A 21,712-nucleotide genomic window follows, 5' to 3' on the forward strand; every position below is an offset into this window, starting at 1 on the left:
GAGAAACATGATCATCGTCATGAAGGAGGGCGCGTCGCAGGCCGAGATCGATCGCGTGATGGAGCTCCTCAAGAGCAAAGGGCTCGGGGCGCATCTGTCTGTCGGGGTCGAGACGACTGTGATTGGCGTCATTGGCGCAAAGGAAAAGGTGCATGAGCTTGGTATCGAGACGTTGCCGGGCGTAGAAAAGCTCGTGACGGTAAGCTACCCATTCAAGCTCGCGAGCCGCCCGTTCCACCCGGACGACACGCAGATCGAGATTCGCGGGCACGTCGTCGGGGGTCCGGAGCCGACGCTTATCGCGGGGCCGTGCTCCGTAGAGACGCGCGAAGGGCTGTTGGAAATCGCCCATGCGATCAAGCGCAGCGGCGCACACATGCTGCGCGGTGGCGCGTTCAAGCCGAGATCGTCACCGTACTCCTTCCAAGGGCTTGGCGAAGAAGGGCTCAAGTACTTGGCGGAAGCGCGCGAGGAGACGGGGCTCGCCATCGTCTCCGAGGTGATGGAGCCCGGGCTCGTCCCGCTCGTCGCCGAGTACGTTGACGTGTTGCAAATTGGCGCGCGCAACATGCAAAACTTCCCGCTCCTGAAGGCCGTGGGCCGGACCGGCAAGCCGGTGTTGCTCAAGCGCGGCTTCTCCAACACCATCGAGGAATGGCTGATGTCCGCCGAATACATTATGGCGGAGGGTAACCCCAACGTGATCCTGTGCGAGCGCGGCATCCGGACGTTTGAGACGTACACGCGCAACACGCTCGACCTGAACGCGGTGCCCGTGGTGAAACATCTCTCCCACCTGCCTGTGCTCGTCGACCCGTCGCACGGCGTGGGCCACGCGCGTTACGTCATGGACATGGCGAGGGCGGGCATCGCGGCGGGCGCCCATGGCGTGATCGTCGAGGTGCACAAGGATCCGACGCAGGCGTGGTCAGACGGCAATCAGACGATCACGCTCGAGACGTTCGACGAGCTGGCGCGTCAGGTTCGGGCCATCCATCAGGTGATGCGACAGTTCGAGCCAGCGGTCAGCCTGGCGTGAGGCAGCCATGGCACTGAAGCGCGTGCTCTGCATCGGGGCGGGACTCATCGGCGGGTCGATGGGCCTCGCCCTTTCTCGTCGGATGCCGCATCTCGAATTGGACGCCGTAGAAGTCGACGCCGCCTATCGCGAGCAGGCGATGACCCTGTCCGCGTTTCGCCACCTATGGCATGCCGTTGAGAGCGCGCCTGCCGACTACGATCTCGCGGTGCTCGCCGTGCCCGTGGAGGCAGCCATCCAACTGCTGCCGCGGTTGCGCGGAAAGGCGCACTGGGTGATGGACGTCTGCAGTGTCAAGCGCCCCGTGGTCGAGGCGATGGACCGGCTGCTCGCGGGCACGCGCGCCGTGCCCTCGCATCCGATGGCGGGGAAGGCACAGGGCGGTCCGCTCGCCGCGGATGAGGCGCTGTTCGAAGGTCGACCCTGGATCTTTCTGAAGACCCACAGGCCTCCCGGCGAGATCGAGGACCTCGTCGTTCGGCTTGGCGCGCGCGTGGTTTACGTCGACGACGCGGACGAGCACGACCGGCGGATGGCCGAGGTGAGCCACGGCATTCACCTCGCCAGCCAGTGCGCTGCGCTGGCCGGGCAGACCGATCCCGCCATGCTCGCCGAGGTCGCCGGTCCGGCTTTCTGGGACGTCACACGTCTGGCGGCGTCGCCCTCGGAATTTTGGATTCAGACGCTCGAGGCCAATCGCGATCACGTCATCGCATGGCTGGCCCAGTTTGAGGCCGCGGCGCGAGCGTTTCGTACGGCTTTGGAGCGAAAAGACACGGCCGGCGTGCAGATTCTGCTGGAGGAGGCAAGGCGGCGCCGCGAGCGAGCCGAAGCGGCCAGAACCAAGAAGTAATCTGAAAAATCGGAGCAGATGTGGTATTGACAGCGTTTACAGAGCGGTGTATCATTCAAGTCGAAGGGTGTTATGTTCTGATTTCTCTCCACTCCTAGCAGAATCTCCTGTTTGGGAATTCGCCGCGTGCGAATTCCTCTTTTTTTTTTTTTTTTTTCGTTTTCGCCTTCTCGCCCGAGCCGGTCGCCTTCTCGCGGATGTCCTCACGCGGCGGGCCATCCACAAACGCTCGTGTGGTCAGGTTAAAAATGCATCTTTTAGGGAACGATAGGCAAAAACAGTGCGGAGGGAAGCCGCATGCGCCTAAACGAATGCCTGAATCACGCGTCCGTCCCCACGCTCCAGCGCATCGCACATTCGCTTCAAGTCCCCTGCGTCCCTTATTCCAAGCTCGACATCCTGCAGTCGATTCTCGAGGCCTGGCTCGATCCCGACGAACGGCAGCGGATGGTCGAGCGTTGGTGCAACGATTGGGATGAAGTCCTACGGCGCATCGTGCTCCAGCCGCGGCACGCGTTTGCGCGGGAGGAGATGGCTTCTCTTTTGGCCCCGTACGGGCCCGACGCGCTCGAGCGCGCCCTCGCAGCCGGGTGGTTGTATGTGCATCCCGATCCCGCCACGAAATTTCCCCTCATGGTGCCGGACGACGTGCACGACGCCTGCCACGCTCATTACCTGAAGGCTTGGCAATCCCGCGTGATACGACGTCTGGACGACCCGCCCTTTGTGCGCGACGAAGAGGACCTCATGCTCGTGGACCTCGAGACGCTCGTCTCCTACGTGCGCGATCACGACGTCCGCCTCACGACCACCGGTGCCATGTACAAGCGAAATTTGGAGCAGCTCATGCAGCTGATGGCCGTCGAGGAGCCGCTCGAGCTCCCGCGCTGGAGGTTTGGCTACGGAAAACACACCTTTGCCTATCCCGATCGCCTCGCGCTCGTCTACGACTTTGCCTGTGAGGAGGGCGTGATCGTCGAGCAGGACGGGCAAGTTCGCGTCGATGAGGCGCGCTGGATCTCGTTCGCGTCTCGGCGGACGATGGTCAAGCTCCGCCGTCTGCTGCGCCACTACGTCGTGAGCTACCGGGGACCCATACCGCGCTTGCCCGATGTGTTGCGGCTGCTTCGCCGCCTGAGCGGCGCGTGGCTTGACCTCGGGTCGCTGCGCAGCGTGTGTCAACCCTTCTTAAACGCGTTTTACTACGACACGGTGGAGGACGTCTGGCAAAAGCGGATCGTCAACATGCTCGTGCATCTCGGCGTCGCCAGAATTGGCTCTGATGCGCCAGATTCTCCACCAGAGTGGTTTCAAACGACCGAACTCGGTCAAGAATTATTATCACAAGGCGACGCCGAATCGACCGCCGACCTGAACGACCGCCGGCCGGCGCTTGTCGTACAGCCCAACTTTGAACTGGTCGTCGTGTCGCCCGATCCACGCCTGGAGGAGGTTCTTGCTCCGTTCGTGGAGAGCATTCCGTCGGACGGTTTCCGCGCGTACCGGGTGCTGGCCCACACCGTCGCCCGCGGCATACGCGAAGGGCACGACTTCGATGCCTGGCGCGCTTTGGTCGCGCGGCACTCGCTCCACGGGATCCCGCAGAACGTCGAGCAGATGCTGCGCCAATGGGCAGACGCCGCTCGCGAGACGGCCGACGTCCAGGAGCGCTCGACGGGCGAGTCGTGGGCATAGGGATCGCGGAAGGAAAAACACGTCGGGTGCAGGAAAAGCGAGCTCGTTCACAGAATACAATGAACACACAATTCGAAACTTGCGGATGCTCGCTGGACGCTTCCGAGACCTCGGGAAGCAGGGAGGAGAATGGCTATGGGAACCACCGTGAGCGTCGCGGAGAAGAAGCATTTCCTGCGCTGGTTTCTAGCCAACTACCGATTGCAGAGCCGTGAAGCCGAGATGTTGCTGCGCTACATGATGTCGCGCGAAAACATTCTCGAGCGCGTTCACTTCGTAGACCATTTTCGCCAGTTTTCGCGCGTCATCGTGGTATCCACCACGTGTGTGCACGTGGCGCCGTTCAGGTACTATCGGCGGAACAAACCGGTCACCACGGACGTCGAGCAGGCGTTCATGGACTTGTACCAGCATCCGGACGAGGACATCTATGTCGGGCTGTTTTTCAAAGACCGAAGCACATGTCCGGAGTTTGCCTCTGTCCTCGAGGAACCCGCGCGGCCTGACCTCGATCCGGCTGTGCGCGAGATGCTCTCCGTCCAGGCGGACCTCGTCATCGAACAGGCGTTGAGAGCGTATCGGCGCGAACAACTGATGCGAGCCGTGGATGCCGCGCTCGACGCTGGCGACAAGCGCGCGTTTCTCGCGGCGAGCGAGCGGCTGATCCAGTTTGACCGCGGGGACTATCTCGAAGATTCCCCGGCCTAAACCGAGGTCGGGCGTGGGCTGTGTGGCGTGAGCCTCACAGCCATTTTTTTCGGCGCCTGTCGGACGAGCTCGCCTCTCCGTCAAACGTGAAACCTTCGCCGAGCACTTCGTGGACCGGGTTGACCGTCACGAACGCGTGGGGATCAAGATGTTCAATGATCCGCTGTACCCGAGACACCTCGTCGCGGGACACCACGCAGTAAATCACCTCGCGCTTTGTCCCCGTGTATCCGCCGCGGGCCTGCAAGAGGGTCGTGCCGCGGTCGAGCTCGCGGTGAATCGCCTCGATGATGTCGAGATGGTGGTCGGAGACGATCATCATCGCGCGCCCGCTGGAGGCGCCTTCGATGACAAAGTCAATGACGCGGCTTGCCACGAACAGGGCCACCAAGGAATACATCGCCACCTCTTTGCCGATCAGCATCATCACGGACAAAATGACGACGAAGTCGATGGCGAAGAGCGTCTTCCCCATGCCAATGCCGCGGTGGTGGCGCAACAGTCGAGCGATGATATCCGATCCGCCCGTGGTGCCGCCGGCGCGAAAGATGAGGCCGAGCCCAATGCCTGTGATCACGCCCGCGTACAGCGCGGCGAGCAACGGATCGTGCAGGGGAATGCGCACCGGTTGCGTGATCTCGCTGAACGCCGACACGCCAGCCACGCCCAAAGCGGTCTTCAGCACGAACTCGTGGCCGAACTGTCTCCAGGCCACGATCAACAGCGGGATGTTCAAGATCAAAAACGACACGCCGATCGGGACGTGCAGCTTGTACAAGAGGAGCAGTGAAATGCCGACAAACCCGCCCTCAGCCAGGTGGTTGGCCACAAGAAACCCATTCAGGCCTAAGGCGTAGATCAGGGCGCCGACTGCGATGGCGCCCCACTGAATACCTCGTTCAAATCTTCGCATGGTGAGGGACTCCCTTGCCGTCATGGCTGGTGCTATCAGCCATTATACGGGCGGGGTCAGCGCGTCTTCAACGTGCGGCGCGACAGCGTCAAAAGGACGAGAAGCCACAGGGCAATCCAGCCGAAGGCCGTGTAGCCGTATTGCACAATCGCGCGAAAACCGAACGGAGTAAACAGCGCACATGCCAACAGCAACAAGGCGGCATATCCAAAGCGCCGTCGTTTCGTGACCGTTCGTTCGCCGATGAGGCTGTACAGGTTCCCGACCAGTGTGGAATAGATTTCCCCAAAGAGCAGCGCAATAAACAAGAGCGTGACACCGCGCGGATAGAGGGCCGCGATCCGGCCCATCGGCACGGCGTACGTGTAGGCCTCTGGGGCGTGAGCGAAGAGCGTCGCAGTGAGGGCGGCCAAGAGAGCGCCAAGGCCGAGCGCGCCGAACGCGGCTCCCAGGCGAAGGGCGCGGCGTTCTTGATTCAACTTTCCGCCGAGGGGAACAAGCACCCCCATGGAGAGCCCAACGTTCATCGCAGCGTAAAGAATTGCAGACAAGAGAGCTGCGAAAACCGATGGATGCGCTGCGTGTGGATGAAACACGGCCCACCGCTTGGCCGGATCGGCCAGCGTCGCGAGGGCGAGGCCCAACGCGAACAGACACAGGAGGGGGACGATGAGTGCGTTTGCACCCATGAGCCCTCGGACGCCGAAGGCGGTCGTGATACTCGCCACGGCCATCGCGCAGATCACGCCCAGGGCATACGGCGCGTGCAGTTGCTCTCGAAAGAGTGCGCCCGTACCGGCCAGCATGGCCGTCGTGGTTCCAAGCAGCATCGCGATGATCATGACGTCCACGCCTCGTGCCAGCCAGCGCGGCAACGCGCTCGCTGTCACGTCTCGAAAGGATGCGGCGGACCAGTTTGCGCCGAGCGCGAGCAAATGGTATCCCCACCATGCGAACAGACACGTGGCGGCGCAAATGCCGACCGCGCTCCACCGGCCGTATTGGCCGAAGAACTGATAGACCTCTTGCCCTGACGCAAAACCGGCCCCCACGATGGTCCCAATATAAACCGCGGCAATCTGCAAGGCGAGTTTCACCGACTTCACCTGTGTTCCCCCTCGCCACGTTGTCCTCGTCGGTACATCGTATGAAAAGGGTCGTTCAGACATGCTGTTCCCGTCGGACATGTTCCACTCGGCCCGTCCATATACATCTAGAGGTCAAGGCTTTTGCCACGCTGGCGGGAAGGAGGTTGCCGTTTCGAGGGGGAACGAAGAGAATGACTTACGGAGAAGCCGTGCTCTTTGGCGCCGTTCAAGGTTTAACAGAATTTTTGCCCATTTCGAGCTCCGGGCACATTGTCTTATTGCAGAAACTGATGCACGTCGACGTCGAGAACAACACGGCCTTTGTGCTGATGCTGCACTTGGGCACGCTGTTTGCCGTCCTGTACGCGATGCGGAAAGAAGTTCGTTGGCTGATTCAACACCCGAAAGCTCGCGAGACGTGGATGGTGGTCCTGGCGCTTTTGCCCACGGCCGTGATCGGCGCGCTGTTTGAAGAATGGTTTGATGATCTGTTTGCTTCCGGCGTGACCATCGGCCTGGAGTTTTTCCTAACAGGCGTCATTCTTTGGTGGATGGACGCCGCGGACGCGGGTCACAAGAACGAGTCCACCATGACGGCGGCGGACAGCCTGTGGATAGGGGCGCTGCAAGGCGTGGCCATTCTGCCGGCGCTGTCCCGCTCGGGACTCACCATCGCGGGCGGGCTCTGGCGAGGACTTGGACGCGAAGCGGCGACGAGGTTTTCGTTTCTTCTGTCCATTCCAGCCATCCTCGGTGGCGTGCTCGTGAAACTGGACGATCTCTTCGAAGCGCACGGTTCTGCGGCTGTATCGGCTGGCCCGATGTTCGCGGGCATGCTCGCCGCTCTCGTCATGGGGTACGCCTCCGTGCGCTTCACGCAGCGCCTCGTCGTGCGCGCTCGGATGCGGTGGTTCGCCGTCTACACGTTCGCTTTGGCAGCGTGGATTCTATTCGATCAGCTCGTTCAACACCGCTGGTTTCCTCCCCTTGCGTGAGACAAAGCCTTGCACAAACGGCCAGGCGTCGCTCCATGGGACGCCTGGCCGCCTTGTTTGTGTGCAGTGATGCTGCGCACGTCAACCTTGCGAACGGACGAAGAAGGCGACGACGCGGATTCGGCGCAAAAGCAGCATGCCGACCGAGAACATGAAAAGTGCGGCGCAGATGCCGAGCCACAGTTCGAGGCTGCCCGACATGGCGTGGACAAACGTGTGCCAGAATCCAGAGGTCGATGTGTCGGTCATCATCGGCAGGTGATGCGCCAAGGACGCCATGGCGCCTTGCGCGGAACGCCCAACGCCGAGCCCGTACAGGATGACCGTGAGGGCCGCGGCGAGCGCTGCGTGCAAAAACCGCGCCAAGAAGTACGGCCGCATGCGAATGTCGGTGTGCGTCAAGACGCTCGCCACCTGGGCGTGAACACTCAGCCCGCTCCACGCGATAATGCCGCTGACGAGCGCCAGCTTTTGAATCAGGGGGGCGGGAACGACAGCCGTTTGGGCGCTGCCGATGTCGAGTTCGAGCACGCCGGCGAGCGTCGGTTGCACGAGCCCTGTGTGGATGCCGAGCAGTCGGTACATCTCCGCCAGCGGCCAGCCGATCACCGCCATGATGCCGCTCACCTCGAGAATTTCGATCACGACGGCAAAGAACACGATGAAACCGGAGATCATGAGAATCGTCTGGACGGATTCGCTCACCGCATTGCCGAGCAATTTTCCGAAAGGACGCCCGTCCTCCTCGCGCGCAGCCAGCATTTCGCGATAGGCGCGCACGAACAAGTTGCCCTTCGGGCGCGTCACTTCACGCTCTTGGACCTCGCGCAGGTGGTCGGGATCGCGCCGGCCCCAAAACTTGAACGCGACGCCCACGAGGAACGAGGAGATGTAGTGCGCAAGGGCGAACAGCGCTCCGAGCGCAGGCGACTTGAACATGCCGACGGCGACGGCGCCGAACATGAACAGCGGATCGGCGGTGTTGGTAAACGCCAAGAGCCGCTCTCCCTCAATGCGCGTGCACTGCTTGGTCTGCCGGAAGCGGGCCGTGATCACGGCGTCCATGGGATAGCCCGCGGCGAGCCCCATGGACAGGGCGAAGGCGCCAACGCCAGGCACGCTGAACAGCGGCTGCATCAGCGGTTCCAAGAGGACGCCGAAGCCGCGGACGACGCCAAGACCGAGCAGCAGTTCCGACACAATGAAAAACGGCAAGAGCGACGGGATGATGATTTCCCAGCACACCTTGAGGCCCTGCATACCAGCCTCGTAGCCGACCTTAGGGTAGATCACGAGCGCCAGGGTAAAGACGACGGCCATGATGGCCAAGAGAACGGTGCTCTGGTGCCCGCGTCTCTCTCTCTGCAAGGGCGATTCCCTCCTTTGCGGGACCCCATGTTGGCCCCGAGATCGTCCATACATGCTTATGACAAGCCCGTTCGTTTATGTTTGAGGAGGGCCGGTCCGGTATAATGAGGGACGCGAGGAGGCGAGGCGCGTGCATCTGTCGGAGATGCAGAAGGAAGTCGATGGGTACATCGCCCAATTCCAGGAGGGCTACTTCCAGCCCATGACGCTGGTCGTGCGGCTCGCGGAGGAGCTTGGCGAATTGGCGCGTGAAGTCAACCACCATTATGGCGAAAAGCCGAAAAAGCCCGACGAGCCGGAGGGCGATATCGCGCTCGAAATGGGCGACATTCTGTTTGTCGTCGCGTGTCTCGCCAACCGGCTCGGCATCGATCTGGAGGAGGCGTTTGCGGCGACCATGAACAAGTTTCGCACGCGCGACCGCAATCGGTGGACACCGCGCGCCGGGCGGGACGACCTCGACGAAGGGGGGCGAGCGAATGGCTAATCGGGAGCCCGTTCGCGTGGCGCTCGCGGGAGCGCTTGGACGCATGGGGCAGGCAGCGCTCGAAGCGCTTGGGCGCGAAGAGGACCTTTCCCTTTGCGGTCTTCTCGTTCGTAGGAAGTCGGACGACGTAGAGAGGCGACTCGCCTCCTATGGCGCGGTGTACGACGATCCTGAGCAGCTCTTGAGCACCGAGCAACCGGACGTGTGGGTGGACTTGACGGGTCCAGAGTCCGTGGTTCGGCATGTCGATCTCGCCCTGTCGCGTGGCGTCCGCGTCGTGGTCGGCGCGACAGGCTATCAGGAGAGCGATGTGGCGCGGTGGACGAGCCTGGCCGAAGCGCAGCAGGTCGGGGCAGCCGTCTGTCCGAACTTCGCGATTGGGGCGCTTTTGATGATGCGGTTTGCGCGCGAAGCGGCGCGGTGGATGCCTCGCGCAGAGATCATTGAATTGCACCACGACGGGAAACGGGATAAGCCATCCGGCACGGCGCTCCGAACGAAGGACATGATGGAGGTCGCCTACGACGTGCCTATCCATAGCGTCCGCCTGCCGGGCCTCGTGGCCCACCAAGAAGTGATCTTCGGCGGAACGGGGGAAACTTTGACGTTGCGGCACGACTCCCTGAGCCGCGAGAGCTTTATGCCCGGCCTCGTCCTGGCTGTGCGCCGCGTGATGACGCTCAGAGGTCTGGTCTACGGATTGGACAAGCTTTTATGGTGACAAGCGCGCTCGGGAAAGGAGATGCGCCGTTGCGCGTGGGGATCAGCTGCTACCCGACGGTGGGCGGTTCTGGCGCCGTTGCAACAGAGCTCGGCAAGGCGCTGGCGCGGCGCGGACATGAGGTCCACTTTATTGTGACCGACGTTCCGTTTCGGCTCGGCGGCTTCGTGGAGCACGTGTATATCCATCAGATCGAGCCCATCACCTATCCGGTTCTCAAGACGCCGCCTTACGACTTCGCACTCGCCAGTCTCATGGCGCGGGTGGTGGACGAGTACGAGCTCGACGTGTTACACGCGCATTACGCGCTTCCGTTTGCGGTTTGCGCTCACTTGGCGAGGGAGATGGCTCATCATCCCGTCCGCGTCGTGACGACGCTGCACGGCACCGACATCACCGTGCTCGCCCAGGACCAGAGCCTCAAGTCCATCATCAAGCTGGGCATCGAGCAAAGCGACGCGGTGACGGCGGTGAGTCGAAGCCTGATCGCCGACACGGTTCGGCTGTTCGAGACCGACAAGCGGATTCACTGTATTTACAACTTTGTCGACCCTGACGTGTTTCGCCCTGGGTGTGGGGGAGATCTCAAACGCTACTTCGCGCCGAATGGAGAGCGCGTCTTGTTGCACATTTCCAATTTCCGACCCGTCAAACGAATCCATGACGTGATCGCCGTCTTTGCCGGTGTCGCAAAGCGGATGCCCGCGAAGCTCCTGCTCGTCGGCGAGGGTCCCGACTTGGGCGCCGCCAAGCGGCAGGTGGAGCAGCAAGGTCTGTCGGATCGCGTCCACTTCCTGGGCCGCCAGGATGAAGTCGCGCCGCTCTTTGCGGCGGCGGATCTCTTCCTGCTTCCCTCTGAAAGCGAGAGCTTCGGCCTGGTTGCGCTCGAGGCCATGTCGTGTGGCGTGCCCGTCGTGGGATCGACGTCGGGCGGAATTCCAGAGGTGGTCGTGCACGGCGAGACGGGCTTTCTTGCGCCGGTCGGCCACATCCGCGAAATGACGGGCTTCGCCTGTCAACTGCTGCTCGACGACGCCCTGTACGCGGCGTTCTCGGAGCGTGGGCGCGAGCGAGCCGTCCGCGAGTTTCACGTCCATCAAAAGGTGAGCGAATATGAGGCGCTCTACCGCGAGGTGATGCAGGCTGAATCCGGCGACCCTCGTCATCCCGGCTCCCGCGCGTGACGCGATGGAAGTGCTCGAACGCGCCGGGTACTCGGCCTACCTCGTCGGGGGGGCCGTGCGCGATTTGCTGCTCGGCCGCGCGCCTGCGGACCTGGACATCGCGACCAACGCCAAGCCGGAGATCGTGAAATCGTTGTTTGATCGCACCGTCGACACCGGCATTCGACACGGCACGGTTTCGGTGCGCGTCCGGGACCAGTGGATGGAAGTGACCACCTTTCGCGCGGAAGGTCCGTATGCAGACGGCCGGCGTCCTGATTACGTCGAGTTTGTCGATGACGTGGTGGCCGACTTGGCTCGCCGTGACTTCACCATCAACGCGATGGCACTCGATCGATCGGGACGGCTCGTCGATCCGTTCGGCGGCCGACAAGATCTGGCGCGTCGCTTGCTTCGTGCGGTGGGCGATCCCGTCGAACGGTTTCGAGAGGACGGGTTGCGCCTTGTGCGCGCGGTTCGCTTTGTCGTTCAGTTGTCTCTCGCGTGTGATCCGGCGACCGAGCGGGCCCTCGTGGAACAGGTGGATGCCATCCGCCCGATTGCCCTGGAGCGCATTGGGCGGGAGCTCGAGCGGCTCGCATGCGCACCTTGGCACGAGCACCTCGACTGGCTCGCATCGCTGCCCCTGTGGCGGCAAAGGGGAGAGCCGCTGGCCTGGCTGGAGCAAGGCTTTGCATGGCTTGCGGCTCGACGCCCCTTCTCGCTAGCGCCCCCGCCGGGCTGGCCCAGCGTAGCGCTGTGGTTTGTGGGGCTCGACGAAGATGCACCTCTTTGCGGCAAACGTTTTGCGGAATCCCTCGCGTATGGCAAGGATGTCGCCCACAGCGTCGAGCGGGCGGTGCGCTTGGTGCGGGCTTGGTTGGGTGGAGCCGACGCGACGTCGCCCCTCATGCTGTACGAGGCCGGTTACGATGCTGCGGTGATGGCGGCCCGCATGATCGCGTTTTTGACCTGCGGCGACCTCTTCGAACGGGCCCGCTGGAAGCGCGCCATCTGCAACCAGCCGCTGTGGGACCGAGCGGATCTCGCTCTCCCGGCGAGAGACCTGATGGATATGGGGGCTCGAGGAAAGGAAATCGGCGAATACCAGCAGGCGCTGGTCAAGGCGGTGCTCAGCGGCAAGATGAAGAACCGCCGCGAAGATCTGCGCCGGCTAGTCATGGCGTGGCGAAAGGAGGATGACGGTCATGGCCTTGGAGGACAGCCGGGTGCGAGATCGGCTGATTGAGGCGTTTTCCGAGGCCGATGGGCCGCTGTCCGGGGAAGAACTCAGTCAGCGGCTAGGCCTGTCGCGGACGGCGATTTGGAAACACATTAAGGCGCTTGAACACGTGGGGTTCGTGTTCGAGGCGTCGCCGCGGGTGGGCTACCGCGTCGTGCGGGTGCCCGACGAGCTCATGGCGCCGTTGGTCCAGCCGCACCTTCCTGCGGATTGTCTGCTCGGCTCGCCGATCCTCTGGGCCGAGTCGCGCGCGTCGACGAATGATACGGCGCTTGAGCTGGCGGAAAAGGGACTGCCGCACGGCGCCGTCGTCACCGCCGGGGAACAGACCGGCGGGCGCGGCCGACGCGATCGCGCCTGGGCCTCGCCCCGCGGAGGCATGTGGTTCACCGTGCTCGTGCGCAATCCTTGCGCGCTTCGGCACGCTCCCGACCTCACGCTCCTGGCGGCCCTCGCCGTCTGCCGGTCCCTGCGCAGCCAAGGGGTCCCGGCGTGGATCAAGTGGCCCAATGACATCCTGCTCAACGGAAAAAAGGTGTGCGGCATTCTCGCGCAAATCCGGGCAGAAGGGGAGATGGTCGATCACGCCGTGATCGGGATCGGCCTGAACGCGAACTTCCCCATCGATGAGCTTCCGGAGGATATCCGTCATCGAGCGACGACCGTGCTCCATGAGACGGGCTCGCCGCTCGATCGCCCGAGAACCCTCGCGCAGATCCTGACCGAGATGGACCGGTTGTACCGCGACTTGCGCGATGGGCGCGGCTTTGAAGCCGTCTACGCGGAGTGGACATCCCTTTGCGCCACCCTGGGTCAGGCGGTCGAGGTGGCGGTGGGAGAAGAGCGCGTGCGAGGCATCGCGCGGGCGATTCAGCCCGATGGCAGCCTCGTCCTCGAGACCGCGCCCGGCGTGACGCGCATCGTGGTGAGCGGCGAGGTGCTGTTCTCCGAGCGCGAACAGGTCTAGCTCACGCGTCAGGATTCCCCGAAACGCGCTCGCATTTCCGGGCATGCCGAGGCCCGAGCCGCAGATCCTAGCCGCGAGGGGGCGATGGCATGAACGGGTTCACCGCGGGGGACGGCATGTGGGCGTGGCGGGCACAATCGGCGCTTGAGGAGGCGCGGGGGGCGCTCGCACTGGGTCTTTACGCGCGCGCCAAGCGAGCGGCAGCGCGCGCCATTGCACTCGGTTCGCGCCCGAGCTCGGCGTACGCGCTTTTCGCCCGCGCGTGCGCCGGGGATGGGCGATGGAGCGAGGCGGATCGGGCGTTGGCCGTGGGATGGCAACGGGCCGACCGCGTGGAGGACGCGTTTGCCTTGCTTCGCACGGCGGGGGACGTGTATTACCGCCGCGGCCATTTCGCCGCGGCGGCGCTGTCGTGGCAGCGCGCGCTGATGCTGTGTCCCGACTGGCCCGGCGGGTGGTACCGTTTGGGATGCGCCTGTGCATGTGCCGGCGCGTTTGACGCGGCGGCCGTGGCGTTTCGGGAGTGCGATGGCGCAGACGGCGATTGCCGCCTGCTGGCAGCGTGGTGTGCCCACTTGGCCGGCATGCCGCGGCAGGCCAAACGCGACCTTCATCTTGCGGCGCGACGAGGGGTCACCGACGAGGTAATGGCGCGCGCGCTCGGCGCGCTCGCGTTCGCCCTCGGGCAAGATGTGCTGGCCGCGGCCTGGGCGAAGAGCTGTGCCGCGGATACGCGCTTTGTGCCAATCGCGTTCGAGATTTGGAGCTTGCTCGCATGGAGGGACGGGCGCGTTCGAGAGGCCGCATGCTTGGCGAAAAAGGCGGTGACAGCGGGTGGGCGTCGCCACGCGCCGGTGTTCTTAGCCACTGAATTCAGCCGCCACGGCGCTGAAGCGCACGAGCGCACAGACGGCCCATCGAGTACAATGGGCTTAGAGGATGAACGGACAAACTAACGGCGGGAGTGTGCAACGCGAGTGGAATGGATCATCGTGGATGTGGAGACCACGGGGCTTGACCCTGAGCGCGCGGAAATTCTCGAAATCGGCGCGCTCAAAGTGGTGGGGAATGAGGTTTTGGAAACCTTTCATACGTTGGTGCGCCCCGAACAGCCCATTCCCGATGAAATCACGCGGCTCACGGGCCTTTCGGACGAGGATGTGTCCGCGGCGCCGGCGGAGCGCGAGGCTTTGGGCCGCTTTGCCGCCTTTGTCGGGACGACGCCACTCGCGGCTCACCACCTTGCGTTCGAGCGCAACTTCCTGCAAACGCGCGCGGCGCGTCACGGCCTGTCGCTTCAGGTGGGCGACGGTCTGTGCACGCTGCAACTCGCGCGCATCCTCGCTCCGCGCCTGATGAGCCACCGGCTCGAGTACTTGGCGCGCCGCTTGCGCTTGCGCGCGAGCGGCGCCCATCGAGCGCTCGCGGATGCACAGACCGCGCATCAACTGCTTCTGCGGTTACAGGAAAAGGCGGAGCGCCTGCCCCGGGAACTGTTGGACGTGCTTGCCGGGCTCGCAGGCCTCTTTTCGCCGCTCACCTCCGCCTGGTTTGAACAAGTTCGAAGCACGTGTGGCCCTCAAACGGCAGATCTCGAAGAGCGACAAGGACTATTTTTCACGAAGCCGGCTGCGATGCCACGTCCGGACGTTCCTGATGAGCTCGCGCAGATCGATCCGGCCAAACTGAAAGAGATCGGCCGCAGGGCGATCGAGATGCTCCAAGAGGGCGGGGCGCTTGCCGCGTTGATGCCCGAATTCGAAGCTCGTCCAGGCCAGTTGGCCATGGCGGAGGCCGTTGCGCAGGCCCTCGCCGAAGGCAAGCACGCGATGGTCGAGGCGGGCACGGGAACGGGAAAATCGCTCGCCTATCTCGTACCTGGCGTGCTCGTGGCGATGGCGACCGGAGAGCCCGTGGTCGTCAGCACGCACACGCTTTCCCTGCAGGATCAGATTGCCGAGCGCGACTTTCCCCTGCTGCGGAAGATGTTCGGCGAGGATCTGCGTCTGGTCGTGCAGAAGGGTCGCAACAACTACGTGTGCCTGCGAAAGGTTCGGAGCGAGGCTCGCCTGACGACGATGGCTACGCCCATCGAAGACATTCTCAGCGTCATGGCCATCTTGGTCTGGCTGACCGAAACGCCGGATGGCACGCGAGAGACGCTGTCCAAGTCGTCCGTCGGCCCGAGTCTTTGGGCCCGCGTCCAGAGCGAAAGCGAGTCGTGCATCAACCGGCGTTGTCCGTTTTTCCACCCATGCTATTACTTCCGCACCAAGCAGGCCGCCCAACATGCGCACGTGATCGTCACGAATCACTCGCTCGTCATGTCGGACTTGGCCTCGGAACATCACGTGTTGCCCAAGTATCAGCACCTCATCGTCGACGAGGCCCATCACCTGGAGGAGCAGGCTACGCATCATCTGGGCTTCGAGGTGCAAAGTGGGGGCATGGCTGCCTTGTCCCACCGCTTGGTGCGCGATCGCGGCCGAGGCGGGGTGTTGGCCGAGGTGGCCCGACTGCTCGAGGAACTGGACATGCGCGGAAAGGTCCTCGACGACCTCGAAGAGGGCAAAGAGTGGGTCGCCACTGTGGCGGGCGAGGTCGACGAGGCGTTTCAGGCCATCGCCGCGTACCTCCCGCCGGGTCAGTCGGAGATCCGCCTCGACGCATCGTGGCGAGCGAGCGACTCGTTTCAGGCGTATCGGGCAGCGATGGAGCGGGCGGAAGCGGGGGTCAAACGCCTGGAACAGCTTCGGACTCGGCTCGTCGAGCTCGTCAAATCGCTGCCCTCCGAGGATCATGTCGGGCGTGTGGTGGACGCGTCGGGGTTTCTCGGATCCTGGCTCGACGGGATCGGCCGCATGAGAGAAGTGATGGAGGACAGGCCGGACGACGTGACGTGGGCCGAGGTGCAGGCGAGCGGCGCTCGCACGCGAGTGAGTGTCCATCGGGCCCCGGTGGACGTCGCGCGCGTGTTGAAGCAACAACTTTTCGACCCGCTGCGCTCCGTCATTTTGACCTCCGCCACGCTCGCCGTGAATGGTGAGTTCGGCTTTGCCATTCAGAAGCTTGGACTGCGAGATGACGCGGAGCAGGAGCGCGTCGTCACGCGGACCGTGCCGTCCCCGTTCGCCATGGACAAGCAGGCGAGATTGTTTGTGCCAAGCGACGTGCCGGACATTGCCGCCGCATCGACCGAGGAGAGCGCAGCCTGGCTCACGACATCGCTTGTCGATCTCGCCGAGGCCACCCAGGGCCGGATGCTCGTCCTGTTTACGAGCCATGCGCTCCTCCGCGAGACCGCCAAGCTCGCGCGCAAACCGCTCGCGGACCGCGGCCTGAGCCTGCTCGCGCAGGACGTGGACGGAAGCCGTGCGGCGTTGCTCGAGGCGTTTCGAGCCCATCCGATGAGCGTCATGTTTGGGGCACAGACCTTCTGGGAAGGCATCGATTTGCCGGGCGACCAGCTCACGTCGTTGGTCATTGTACGGCTGCCGTTTTCGCCGCCGACGCACCCCGTGACGGCGGCTCGGTTGGAGCGGTTGCAGGCGAGCGGTCAGAACGCCTTCCGGGCGCTGAGTCTGCCCGAGGCGGTGGTGCGCTTTCGACAGGGAGTCGGTCGGCTGATCCGCACCCAGCAGGATCGCGGCGTGATCGTCGTGTACGACAAACGCGTCATCACGCAGAGGTATGGGTCCATGTTTTGGAAGTCGATCCCGGGCCTCCGACCCATCGTGCTTCCCGAGCGCGACCTCGTTGCCGCCGTGCAGAAGTTTTTGCACACCGCCCCTCGTTCCCCCGCGCATAGGGCGGAGGCCACGGTCTCACCCTAGCCTCACCAAGGGGGTGAAGGCCTTGCACTCGATGTGGCGCGGCTCCGTCAGTTTTGGACTGGTGAATATTCCGGTGCGCCTCTTCAAGGCCACAGAGACGGGCGGCATCCACTTCCGCCAGCTCCACAAGGCCTGCCTGACGCCCATCGCGTACAAGAAATATTGTCCGCGGTGCGAAGTGGAGCTAGGGCCGGACGAGATTGTGCGCGGGTTCGAGTACGCGAAAGGCGCATTCGTGCCCGTGGACGATGAGGATTTGCGCGAGTTTCAAGGGCGCCGTGCGGAAACCATTGATCTCGTCCAGTTCGCCGAGGCGGACGAGATCGATCCAATGATGTTTCAGAGCGCCTACTATCTCGCCCCAGAGGCGAGCGGAAAAAAGGCGTATCGCCTCTTGTGGAAGGCCCTTCGCGAGTCGGGGCGCGTCGGCGTGGCGCGTATGACGCTCAGAAGCACGGAATCGCTCGCTTTGGTGCGAGCGAGTGATTTGAATGGCAACGTGTTGGTGGTGCACGCGCTGGCCTGGCCAGAAGACGTTCGCTCGACGGAGGAACTGCCGTACATCCGCGAAGAGGTGGACATCGACGCCAACGAGCTTGAGGTGGCCGAATCGCTCATCCGCCAGCTGACCAAACCGTTCTCGCCGGACGACTATCGCGACGAAAACCGGGCGCGGTTGGAGAGTTGGCTAGGCGAGCGCCGCGGCGAGCTGGCGGAGCAAACGGCGGGCAAGGCCGGAGCGGCCGAAGTGGTGGACCTGATGGAGGCGCTCAAGAAAAGCCTTCAGGCGGCTCAACAGGCCGAGAAGCCACGAGAAGGAAAACGCAAAAAGAGGAAGACGTCGTGAGCTCATGCATCCGCCTGCGTGAAAGCGCACGTGGCGGGCGATGCGGGTTCGTCCATCCAACCGAGAAGCACGGGATGGCGCAAGGTGTGCTTCTCGGTCCATTCCAGAAATCTCACCTTGACGGCCACCGCGGGCTGGACAAATCGACACGTGGTGGGCGTGGCCCGAACCTTCGCAAAAGGACAGTGGGCCGACGGACGCGCCATCGCCAGCTTGGAGAGTTCGCTCCATTCCCGCTGTGAAAGTCGCCCAGCCCCTGCGTTGCCCACGTGGATGAGCGCTTGCTCATCGTCGTAAAGCCCCAGCATCAACGCGCTCGGCGCGCCGTCGCGGAACACCACGCCGCCGACCACCGCAGTGAGGTTTCGCTCATGCTTGACCTTGATCCATCGGCCGTCTTTGCCACCGGCGAGGTAGGTGGAGTCCACCCGCTTGCAGACCACGCCCTCGAGTCCGAGTTGGCCCGTGGCCACGAAAAGCGCCGCCGTATCATCCTCCGGCTCGGTCGCAAGGACCCGCTCGACCCCTTTGACGTGGTGTACCATCCACGCGAGTCGCTCGGCCAACGGCCAGTGGAACACCCAGGATCCTTGAATCCGGACGACGTCGAACACGGCGTACCACACGGGGATTTCTTGCGCCAAACGTTCAACCTCGCCGCGCGATCCCGCCCGATCCCGGCGAAGCACTCGGTAAAAATCCGGCCTTCCCTGGTGCAGCGCCACAATCTCGCCGTCAAATGCGCAACCGGAAAAAGGTGCGAGCGCCGCTCGAATCTCAGGAAACCTGTCTGTCCGAAGCTGGCCTCGGCGATTCCAGATCTCGACGCCGCTCGCCGAGACCTCCGCGACGGCCCGCACGCCGTCCCACTTCACCTGTGCGATCCAACCCTCGCCGGAAGGAACCTCTGCGCCCGAGACGGGCTCAAACGGCCGAAAAAAGGGCATGTCATCGCCTCCGTCATATCGATGCAGGTGCCTGCGCACGCTAGGCGCGAGGGAAAGCGGAGGTGAGGCGCATGCAGCGGGGCAAGGCCCCATCCACCGTCACACACCCAGACAAGCTGTACTTTCCCACCGTGGGCATCTCGAAGCGCGATTACATGCAATATCTTGCCCAAATGGGCACGTATTTGCTGCGTCACTTGCGCCATCGCCCGGTCTCCCTGGTCAGGTGCCCCGACGGCGTTCACGGCCGCCGCTTCTTCCAACGGCATGTCCCGCCGCATGCGCCTCCGGGCTTGCCGGCGAGAGCACAAGAAGGCGAGCGTGCGCTCATCGCGATTCCGGATGTCGAGACCCTCATGTACTATGGAAACTTGGGCGCCATTGAGTTTCACGCAGGCTTGCACCTCGTGGACGGTCCGGCGGCGGGTTTGCCCACAGCCCTGACGTTTGACCTGGATCCTTCTCTGCCGGGAGACTTTGAACGGGCGCGAGAGCTCGCGCTCTGCTTGCGCGAGGTGCTTTGCGGCCTGGGCCTCGACGGGATCGCGAAGACCACGGGCGCTTCGGGCCTTCAAATCTTCGTGCCCCTCGATGAGCCCGTGCCGTACCTCGTGACGCGCCCGGTGGTCCAGTTCATTGCGGCGTACTGTGCATCGCAGTGGCCGAATCTGGCGACCGTCGAGCGCCGCGTGCGCGAACGCGGTCATCGCGTGTATGTCGACGCGCCGCAACACGGCCCGACCCGCACGCTCATTGCCGCGTACAGCGTGCGCGCCGTCGATCACGCCCTCGTCTCGGTTCCCCTCACGTGGCAGGAGCTCGAACAAGGGGCCAAGCCGCTTGACTTCCCGATGCCTCGGGTACCTGAGCGCGTAGCTCGGCTTGGCGATCTTCTGGCGGAAATCCCCCGCCAGCCTTCGTCGCTCGTGAGGCAAATCCACGCGGAGCTCCCGCGCGCTTGGCGACAAACGCGCGTCCGTTCAGTATAATCGAGGACAAGACCTGAGGAGTGGAGGAGCGTATCATGCGTTACGGCATCATCGGGGGCACAGGCGTCTACCAGCCGGGAGACCTGCCTGGTGCCACATTGGAGCGCGTACATACCCCTTACGGGGACGTCGAAGTCACGCTGGGAACCTACGAGGGGAAGGAAGTTGCGTTTCTTCCTCGCCACGGCCGCGGCCACAGCGTGCCTCCCCATCGCGTGAATTATCGGGCCAACATCTGGGCCCTCAAACAGCTTGGCGTCGAGACCGTTCTCGCGACGGCCGCCGTCGGCTCGCTCAATCGCCTGTTTCGACCGGGCGATCTCGTCGTGATCGACGACGTGATCGACTGGACCAAAGCGCGCGCGTCGACGTTCTTCGACCAAGGTCCTGTGGTGCATATCGACTTTTCGGATCCCTACTGTGCCCGGGTGCGCAAGGGGCTGGTGGAGGCCGCGAGTGACCTTGGGCTCCGGATCCACCACGGCGGGGTGTACGTGTGTGCGGAGGGGCCGAGATTTGAGTCGAAGGCGGAGATTGCGCTCTTCGCGCGCCTCGGCGGGGACGTGGTCGGCATGACCAGCATGCCTGAGGCCGCCTTGGCGAAAGAGGCCGAAATGTGCTACGCCACCGTGTGTATGGTGACCAACTGGGCAGCCGGTATGGCCGCGAAGCCCCTGTCCCACGAGGAGGTCGTCGAGGCGATGCGCGCCAACGTGGCGGACATACGGCGGCTGTTTTTCGCGTACATCGCCCGGGACGAGGGCGTCAGGAGTTGCGCCTGCGGCTCGGCCGTCGGCAACCAGGTGCCGCTCACGGGGGAGGCCGAGGGGTGAGAGCCATTCGCTATCAACCCGACCGCCTGGAGCTGCTCGATCAGACGCGGCTGCCGCATGAGACGGTCTGGCTGACCTGCACCACGGCGGAAGACGTGTATCGCGCGATTCAGGCCATGCAAGTGCGAGGGGCGCCGGCCATTGGCGCCGCCGCCGCGTTCGGTCTGGCGCTCGAGGCGCGGCGGCTTCCGGCGGAAGAGGTGCGATCCCGACTGCCCGAGGTGGCGGCGTGGATGAAAACGGCTCGGCCCACCGCGGTCAATTTGATGCAGGCGGTCGACGAGGTGATGTCTGCGCTTGACGAAGCGCCTCGTGGCGCGGAGGCGGACGCGCTGTATCGGCGCGCCGTCGCCATTGCCGAGCGCGATATCGCGACCAATCGGCGGATCGGTGAAGTGGGCGCGGAATGGGTGGCGCGTCACGGGGGCCGCATCTTGACCCATTGCAACACCGGATCGCTTGCCACCGTGGAGTACGGCACGGCGCTCGGGGTCCTTCGGGCCATGCACGCGGCAGGAACGCTGAAACACGTGTACGTGGACGAGACGCGGCCGTATCTCCAGGGCGCTCGGCTCACGGCGTATGAGCTCAAGGAGGAGGGCATCCCCTTTGATATCCTCACGGACTCGACCGCTGGATTTGCGATGAAGCTCGGGTGGATCGACGCCGTCGTCGTCGGGGCGGATCGCATCGCGAAAAACGGCGACACGGCCAACAAAATTGGCACCTATTCGCTCGCTGTGTTGGCATCGTACCACGGGATCCCGTTCTATGTGGCCGCGCCGAGGACGACGCTCGACTTGTCGATGTCGTCGGGAGACGAGATTCCCATTGAAGAGCGCAGCGCAGACGAGGTGACGCACTGGTTCGGCAGGCCTGTCGCACCCGAGGGGGCGACGGCGCGACATCTGGCGTTCGACGTGACACCGGGCCATCTCATCACGGGGATCATCACGGAGGCGGGCGTGGCGCTTCCGCCGTATGAAGAGTCGCTGACGAGACTCTTCGGCGGCGGTTGAGATC

Annotated in this window: 20 protein-coding genes; 16 read left to right on the plus strand and 4 right to left on the minus strand. The window is 63.8% G+C overall.

Going from position 1 to position 21,712, the window contains the following annotated elements; genetic code table 11:
- Nucleotides 1-7 precede the first annotated feature (7 nt).
- The 4 genes from aroF (at nucleotide 8) to BW934_RS09940 (ending at nucleotide 4,295) form a co-directional block, all read left to right on the plus strand.
- Entirely contained in the window at nucleotides 8-1,039 is a 1,032-nt protein-coding gene (aroF, locus tag BW934_RS09925) for a 3-deoxy-7-phosphoheptulonate synthase (RefSeq protein WP_076347650.1), read from the plus strand.
- 7 nt (nucleotides 1,040-1,046) lie between these two features.
- Nucleotides 1,047-1,892: a prephenate dehydrogenase gene (locus tag BW934_RS09930; RefSeq protein ID WP_076347652.1), complete on the plus strand. Its 846-nt coding sequence runs from the start codon at nucleotides 1,047-1,049 to the stop codon at nucleotides 1,890-1,892.
- 297 nt (nucleotides 1,893-2,189) lie between these two features.
- Nucleotides 2,190-3,587, plus strand: a complete 1,398-nt coding sequence (locus BW934_RS09935; RefSeq protein ID WP_076347654.1) for a hypothetical protein — start codon at nucleotides 2,190-2,192, stop codon at nucleotides 3,585-3,587.
- 135 nt (nucleotides 3,588-3,722) lie between these two features.
- Complete coding sequence (locus BW934_RS09940; RefSeq protein ID WP_076347656.1) at nucleotides 3,723-4,295, plus strand: YpiB family protein; 573 nt, start codon at nucleotides 3,723-3,725, stop codon at nucleotides 4,293-4,295.
- A 34-nt stretch (nucleotides 4,296-4,329) separates the two neighbouring features.
- Here BW934_RS09940 and BW934_RS09945 read toward each other — a convergent pair whose 3' ends face one another.
- Together BW934_RS09945 and BW934_RS09950 are read right to left on the minus strand one after the other, a co-directional pair.
- Complete coding sequence (locus BW934_RS09945) at nucleotides 4,330-5,208, minus strand: YitT family protein (RefSeq protein ID WP_076347658.1); 879 nt, start codon at nucleotides 5,206-5,208, stop codon at nucleotides 4,330-4,332.
- A 56-nt stretch (nucleotides 5,209-5,264) separates the two neighbouring features.
- Complete coding sequence (locus BW934_RS09950; RefSeq protein WP_076347660.1) at nucleotides 5,265-6,314, minus strand: YkvI family membrane protein; 1,050 nt, start codon at nucleotides 6,312-6,314, stop codon at nucleotides 5,265-5,267.
- Between the two features lie 173 nt (nucleotides 6,315-6,487).
- Here BW934_RS09950 and BW934_RS09955 point away from each other — a divergent pair, with 173 nt between their 5' ends.
- Nucleotides 6,488-7,291, plus strand: a complete 804-nt coding sequence (locus BW934_RS09955) for an undecaprenyl-diphosphate phosphatase (protein ID WP_076347662.1) — start codon at nucleotides 6,488-6,490, stop codon at nucleotides 7,289-7,291.
- 81 nt (nucleotides 7,292-7,372) lie between these two features.
- Here the strand turns inward: BW934_RS09955 and ylbJ are convergent, their stop codons facing one another.
- Nucleotides 7,373-8,659 (minus strand): sporulation integral membrane protein YlbJ, encoded by a 1,287-nt coding sequence (gene ylbJ / locus BW934_RS09960; RefSeq protein ID WP_076347664.1) that lies wholly within the window; start codon nucleotides 8,657-8,659, stop codon nucleotides 7,373-7,375.
- Between the two features lie 130 nt (nucleotides 8,660-8,789).
- Between ylbJ and BW934_RS09965 the strand changes: the two genes are divergently transcribed.
- The 8 genes from BW934_RS09965 (at nucleotide 8,790) to ku (ending at nucleotide 17,920) form a co-directional block, all read left to right on the plus strand.
- The gene (locus BW934_RS09965) at nucleotides 8,790-9,146 is read left to right on the plus strand and encodes a nucleotide pyrophosphohydrolase (RefSeq protein ID WP_076347666.1); all 357 of its coding nucleotides are present in this window, start codon (nucleotides 8,790-8,792) and stop codon (nucleotides 9,144-9,146) included.
- On the plus strand, nucleotides 9,139-9,867 hold the full coding sequence (gene dapB / locus BW934_RS09970; protein ID WP_076347668.1) for a 4-hydroxy-tetrahydrodipicolinate reductase: 729 nt from the start codon (nucleotides 9,139-9,141) through the stop codon (nucleotides 9,865-9,867). Before BW934_RS09965 ends, dapB begins: the two co-directional genes overlap by 8 nt.
- Nucleotides 9,868-9,896: 29 nt before the next feature.
- Nucleotides 9,897-11,051, plus strand: coding sequence for an N-acetyl-alpha-D-glucosaminyl L-malate synthase BshA (bshA, locus tag BW934_RS09975; RefSeq protein WP_076347670.1), 1,155 nt, complete (start codon nucleotides 9,897-9,899; stop codon nucleotides 11,049-11,051).
- Between the two features lie 4 nt (nucleotides 11,052-11,055).
- A complete protein-coding gene (locus BW934_RS09980; RefSeq protein WP_076347672.1) occupies nucleotides 11,056-12,279 on the plus strand; it encodes a tRNA cytidylyltransferase in 1,224 nt (407 codons plus the stop codon).
- Nucleotides 12,239-13,240 (plus strand): biotin--[acetyl-CoA-carboxylase] ligase, encoded by a 1,002-nt coding sequence (locus BW934_RS09985; RefSeq protein ID WP_076347674.1) that lies wholly within the window; start codon nucleotides 12,239-12,241, stop codon nucleotides 13,238-13,240. Before BW934_RS09980 ends, BW934_RS09985 begins: the two co-directional genes overlap by 41 nt.
- 89 nt (nucleotides 13,241-13,329) lie before the next feature.
- A complete protein-coding gene (locus tag BW934_RS09990; protein ID WP_076347676.1) occupies nucleotides 13,330-14,196 on the plus strand; it encodes a tetratricopeptide repeat protein in 867 nt (288 codons plus the stop codon).
- Nucleotides 14,197-14,217: 21 nt separating this feature from the next.
- Nucleotides 14,218-17,073: a helicase C-terminal domain-containing protein gene (locus BW934_RS09995; protein WP_076347678.1), complete on the plus strand. Its 2,856-nt coding sequence runs from the start codon at nucleotides 14,218-14,220 to the stop codon at nucleotides 17,071-17,073.
- 31 nt (nucleotides 17,074-17,104) lie between these two features.
- A complete protein-coding gene (ku, locus tag BW934_RS10000; protein ID WP_234969727.1) occupies nucleotides 17,105-17,920 on the plus strand; it encodes a non-homologous end joining protein Ku in 816 nt (271 codons plus the stop codon).
- 2 nt (nucleotides 17,921-17,922) lie between these two features.
- Here ku and BW934_RS10005 read toward each other — a convergent pair whose 3' ends face one another.
- A complete protein-coding gene (locus BW934_RS10005; protein ID WP_076347682.1) occupies nucleotides 17,923-18,867 on the minus strand; it encodes an ATP-dependent DNA ligase in 945 nt (314 codons plus the stop codon).
- 71 nt (nucleotides 18,868-18,938) lie between these two features.
- Between BW934_RS10005 and ligD the strand changes: the two genes are divergently transcribed.
- From ligD to mtnA, 3 genes are read left to right on the plus strand one after another with little or no spacing between them, the layout of a single operon-like run.
- Nucleotides 18,939-19,856, plus strand: a complete 918-nt coding sequence (gene ligD, locus BW934_RS10010) for a non-homologous end-joining DNA ligase (RefSeq protein ID WP_076347684.1) — start codon at nucleotides 18,939-18,941, stop codon at nucleotides 19,854-19,856.
- A 35-nt stretch (nucleotides 19,857-19,891) separates the two neighbouring features.
- Nucleotides 19,892-20,689, plus strand: coding sequence for an S-methyl-5'-thioadenosine phosphorylase (gene mtnP / locus BW934_RS10015; protein WP_076347686.1), 798 nt, complete (start codon nucleotides 19,892-19,894; stop codon nucleotides 20,687-20,689).
- Complete coding sequence (gene mtnA, locus BW934_RS10020; RefSeq protein WP_076347688.1) at nucleotides 20,686-21,708, plus strand: S-methyl-5-thioribose-1-phosphate isomerase; 1,023 nt, start codon at nucleotides 20,686-20,688, stop codon at nucleotides 21,706-21,708. The genes mtnP and mtnA overlap by 4 nt, the downstream gene beginning before the upstream one ends.
- The last annotated feature ends 4 nt before the right edge of the window (nucleotides 21,709-21,712 follow it).

Source organism: Alicyclobacillus vulcanalis (assembly GCF_900156755.1).
Classification (GTDB): domain Bacteria; phylum Bacillota; class Bacilli; order Alicyclobacillales; family Alicyclobacillaceae; genus Alicyclobacillus; species Alicyclobacillus vulcanalis.

What these genes read in the sequence shown, in the direction of transcription:
- BW934_RS09980 (WP_076347672.1), top strand. Translation starts at nt 11,056, where the DNA reads ATGGAAGTGCTCGAACGCGCCGGGTACTCGGCCTACCTCGTCGGGGGG.
- BW934_RS10005 (WP_076347682.1), bottom strand. Translation starts at nt 18,867, where the DNA reads ATGCCCTTTTTTCGGCCGTTTGAGCCCGTCTCGGGCGCAGAGGTTCCT.
- ku (WP_234969727.1), top strand. Translation starts at nt 17,105, where the DNA reads ATGTGGCGCGGCTCCGTCAGTTTTGGACTGGTGAATATTCCGGTGCGC.
- BW934_RS09955 (WP_076347662.1), top strand. Translation starts at nt 6,488, where the DNA reads ATGACTTACGGAGAAGCCGTGCTCTTTGGCGCCGTTCAAGGTTTAACA.
- BW934_RS09940 (WP_076347656.1), top strand. Translation starts at nt 3,723, where the DNA reads ATGGGAACCACCGTGAGCGTCGCGGAGAAGAAGCATTTCCTGCGCTGG.
- BW934_RS09945 (WP_076347658.1), bottom strand. Translation starts at nt 5,208, where the DNA reads ATGCGAAGATTTGAACGAGGTATTCAGTGGGGCGCCATCGCAGTCGGC.
- dapB (WP_076347668.1), top strand. Translation starts at nt 9,139, where the DNA reads ATGGCTAATCGGGAGCCCGTTCGCGTGGCGCTCGCGGGAGCGCTTGGA.
- BW934_RS09930 (WP_076347652.1), top strand. Translation starts at nt 1,047, where the DNA reads ATGGCACTGAAGCGCGTGCTCTGCATCGGGGCGGGACTCATCGGCGGG.
- aroF (WP_076347650.1), top strand. Translation starts at nt 8, where the DNA reads ATGATCATCGTCATGAAGGAGGGCGCGTCGCAGGCCGAGATCGATCGC.
- BW934_RS09990 (WP_076347676.1), top strand. Translation starts at nt 13,330, where the DNA reads ATGAACGGGTTCACCGCGGGGGACGGCATGTGGGCGTGGCGGGCACAA.
- mtnP (WP_076347686.1), top strand. Translation starts at nt 19,892, where the DNA reads ATGCGTTACGGCATCATCGGGGGCACAGGCGTCTACCAGCCGGGAGAC.
- BW934_RS09985 (WP_076347674.1), top strand. Translation starts at nt 12,239, where the DNA reads ATGGCCTTGGAGGACAGCCGGGTGCGAGATCGGCTGATTGAGGCGTTT.
- BW934_RS09935 (WP_076347654.1), top strand. Translation starts at nt 2,190, where the DNA reads ATGCGCCTAAACGAATGCCTGAATCACGCGTCCGTCCCCACGCTCCAG.
- ligD (WP_076347684.1), top strand. Translation starts at nt 18,939, where the DNA reads ATGCAGCGGGGCAAGGCCCCATCCACCGTCACACACCCAGACAAGCTG.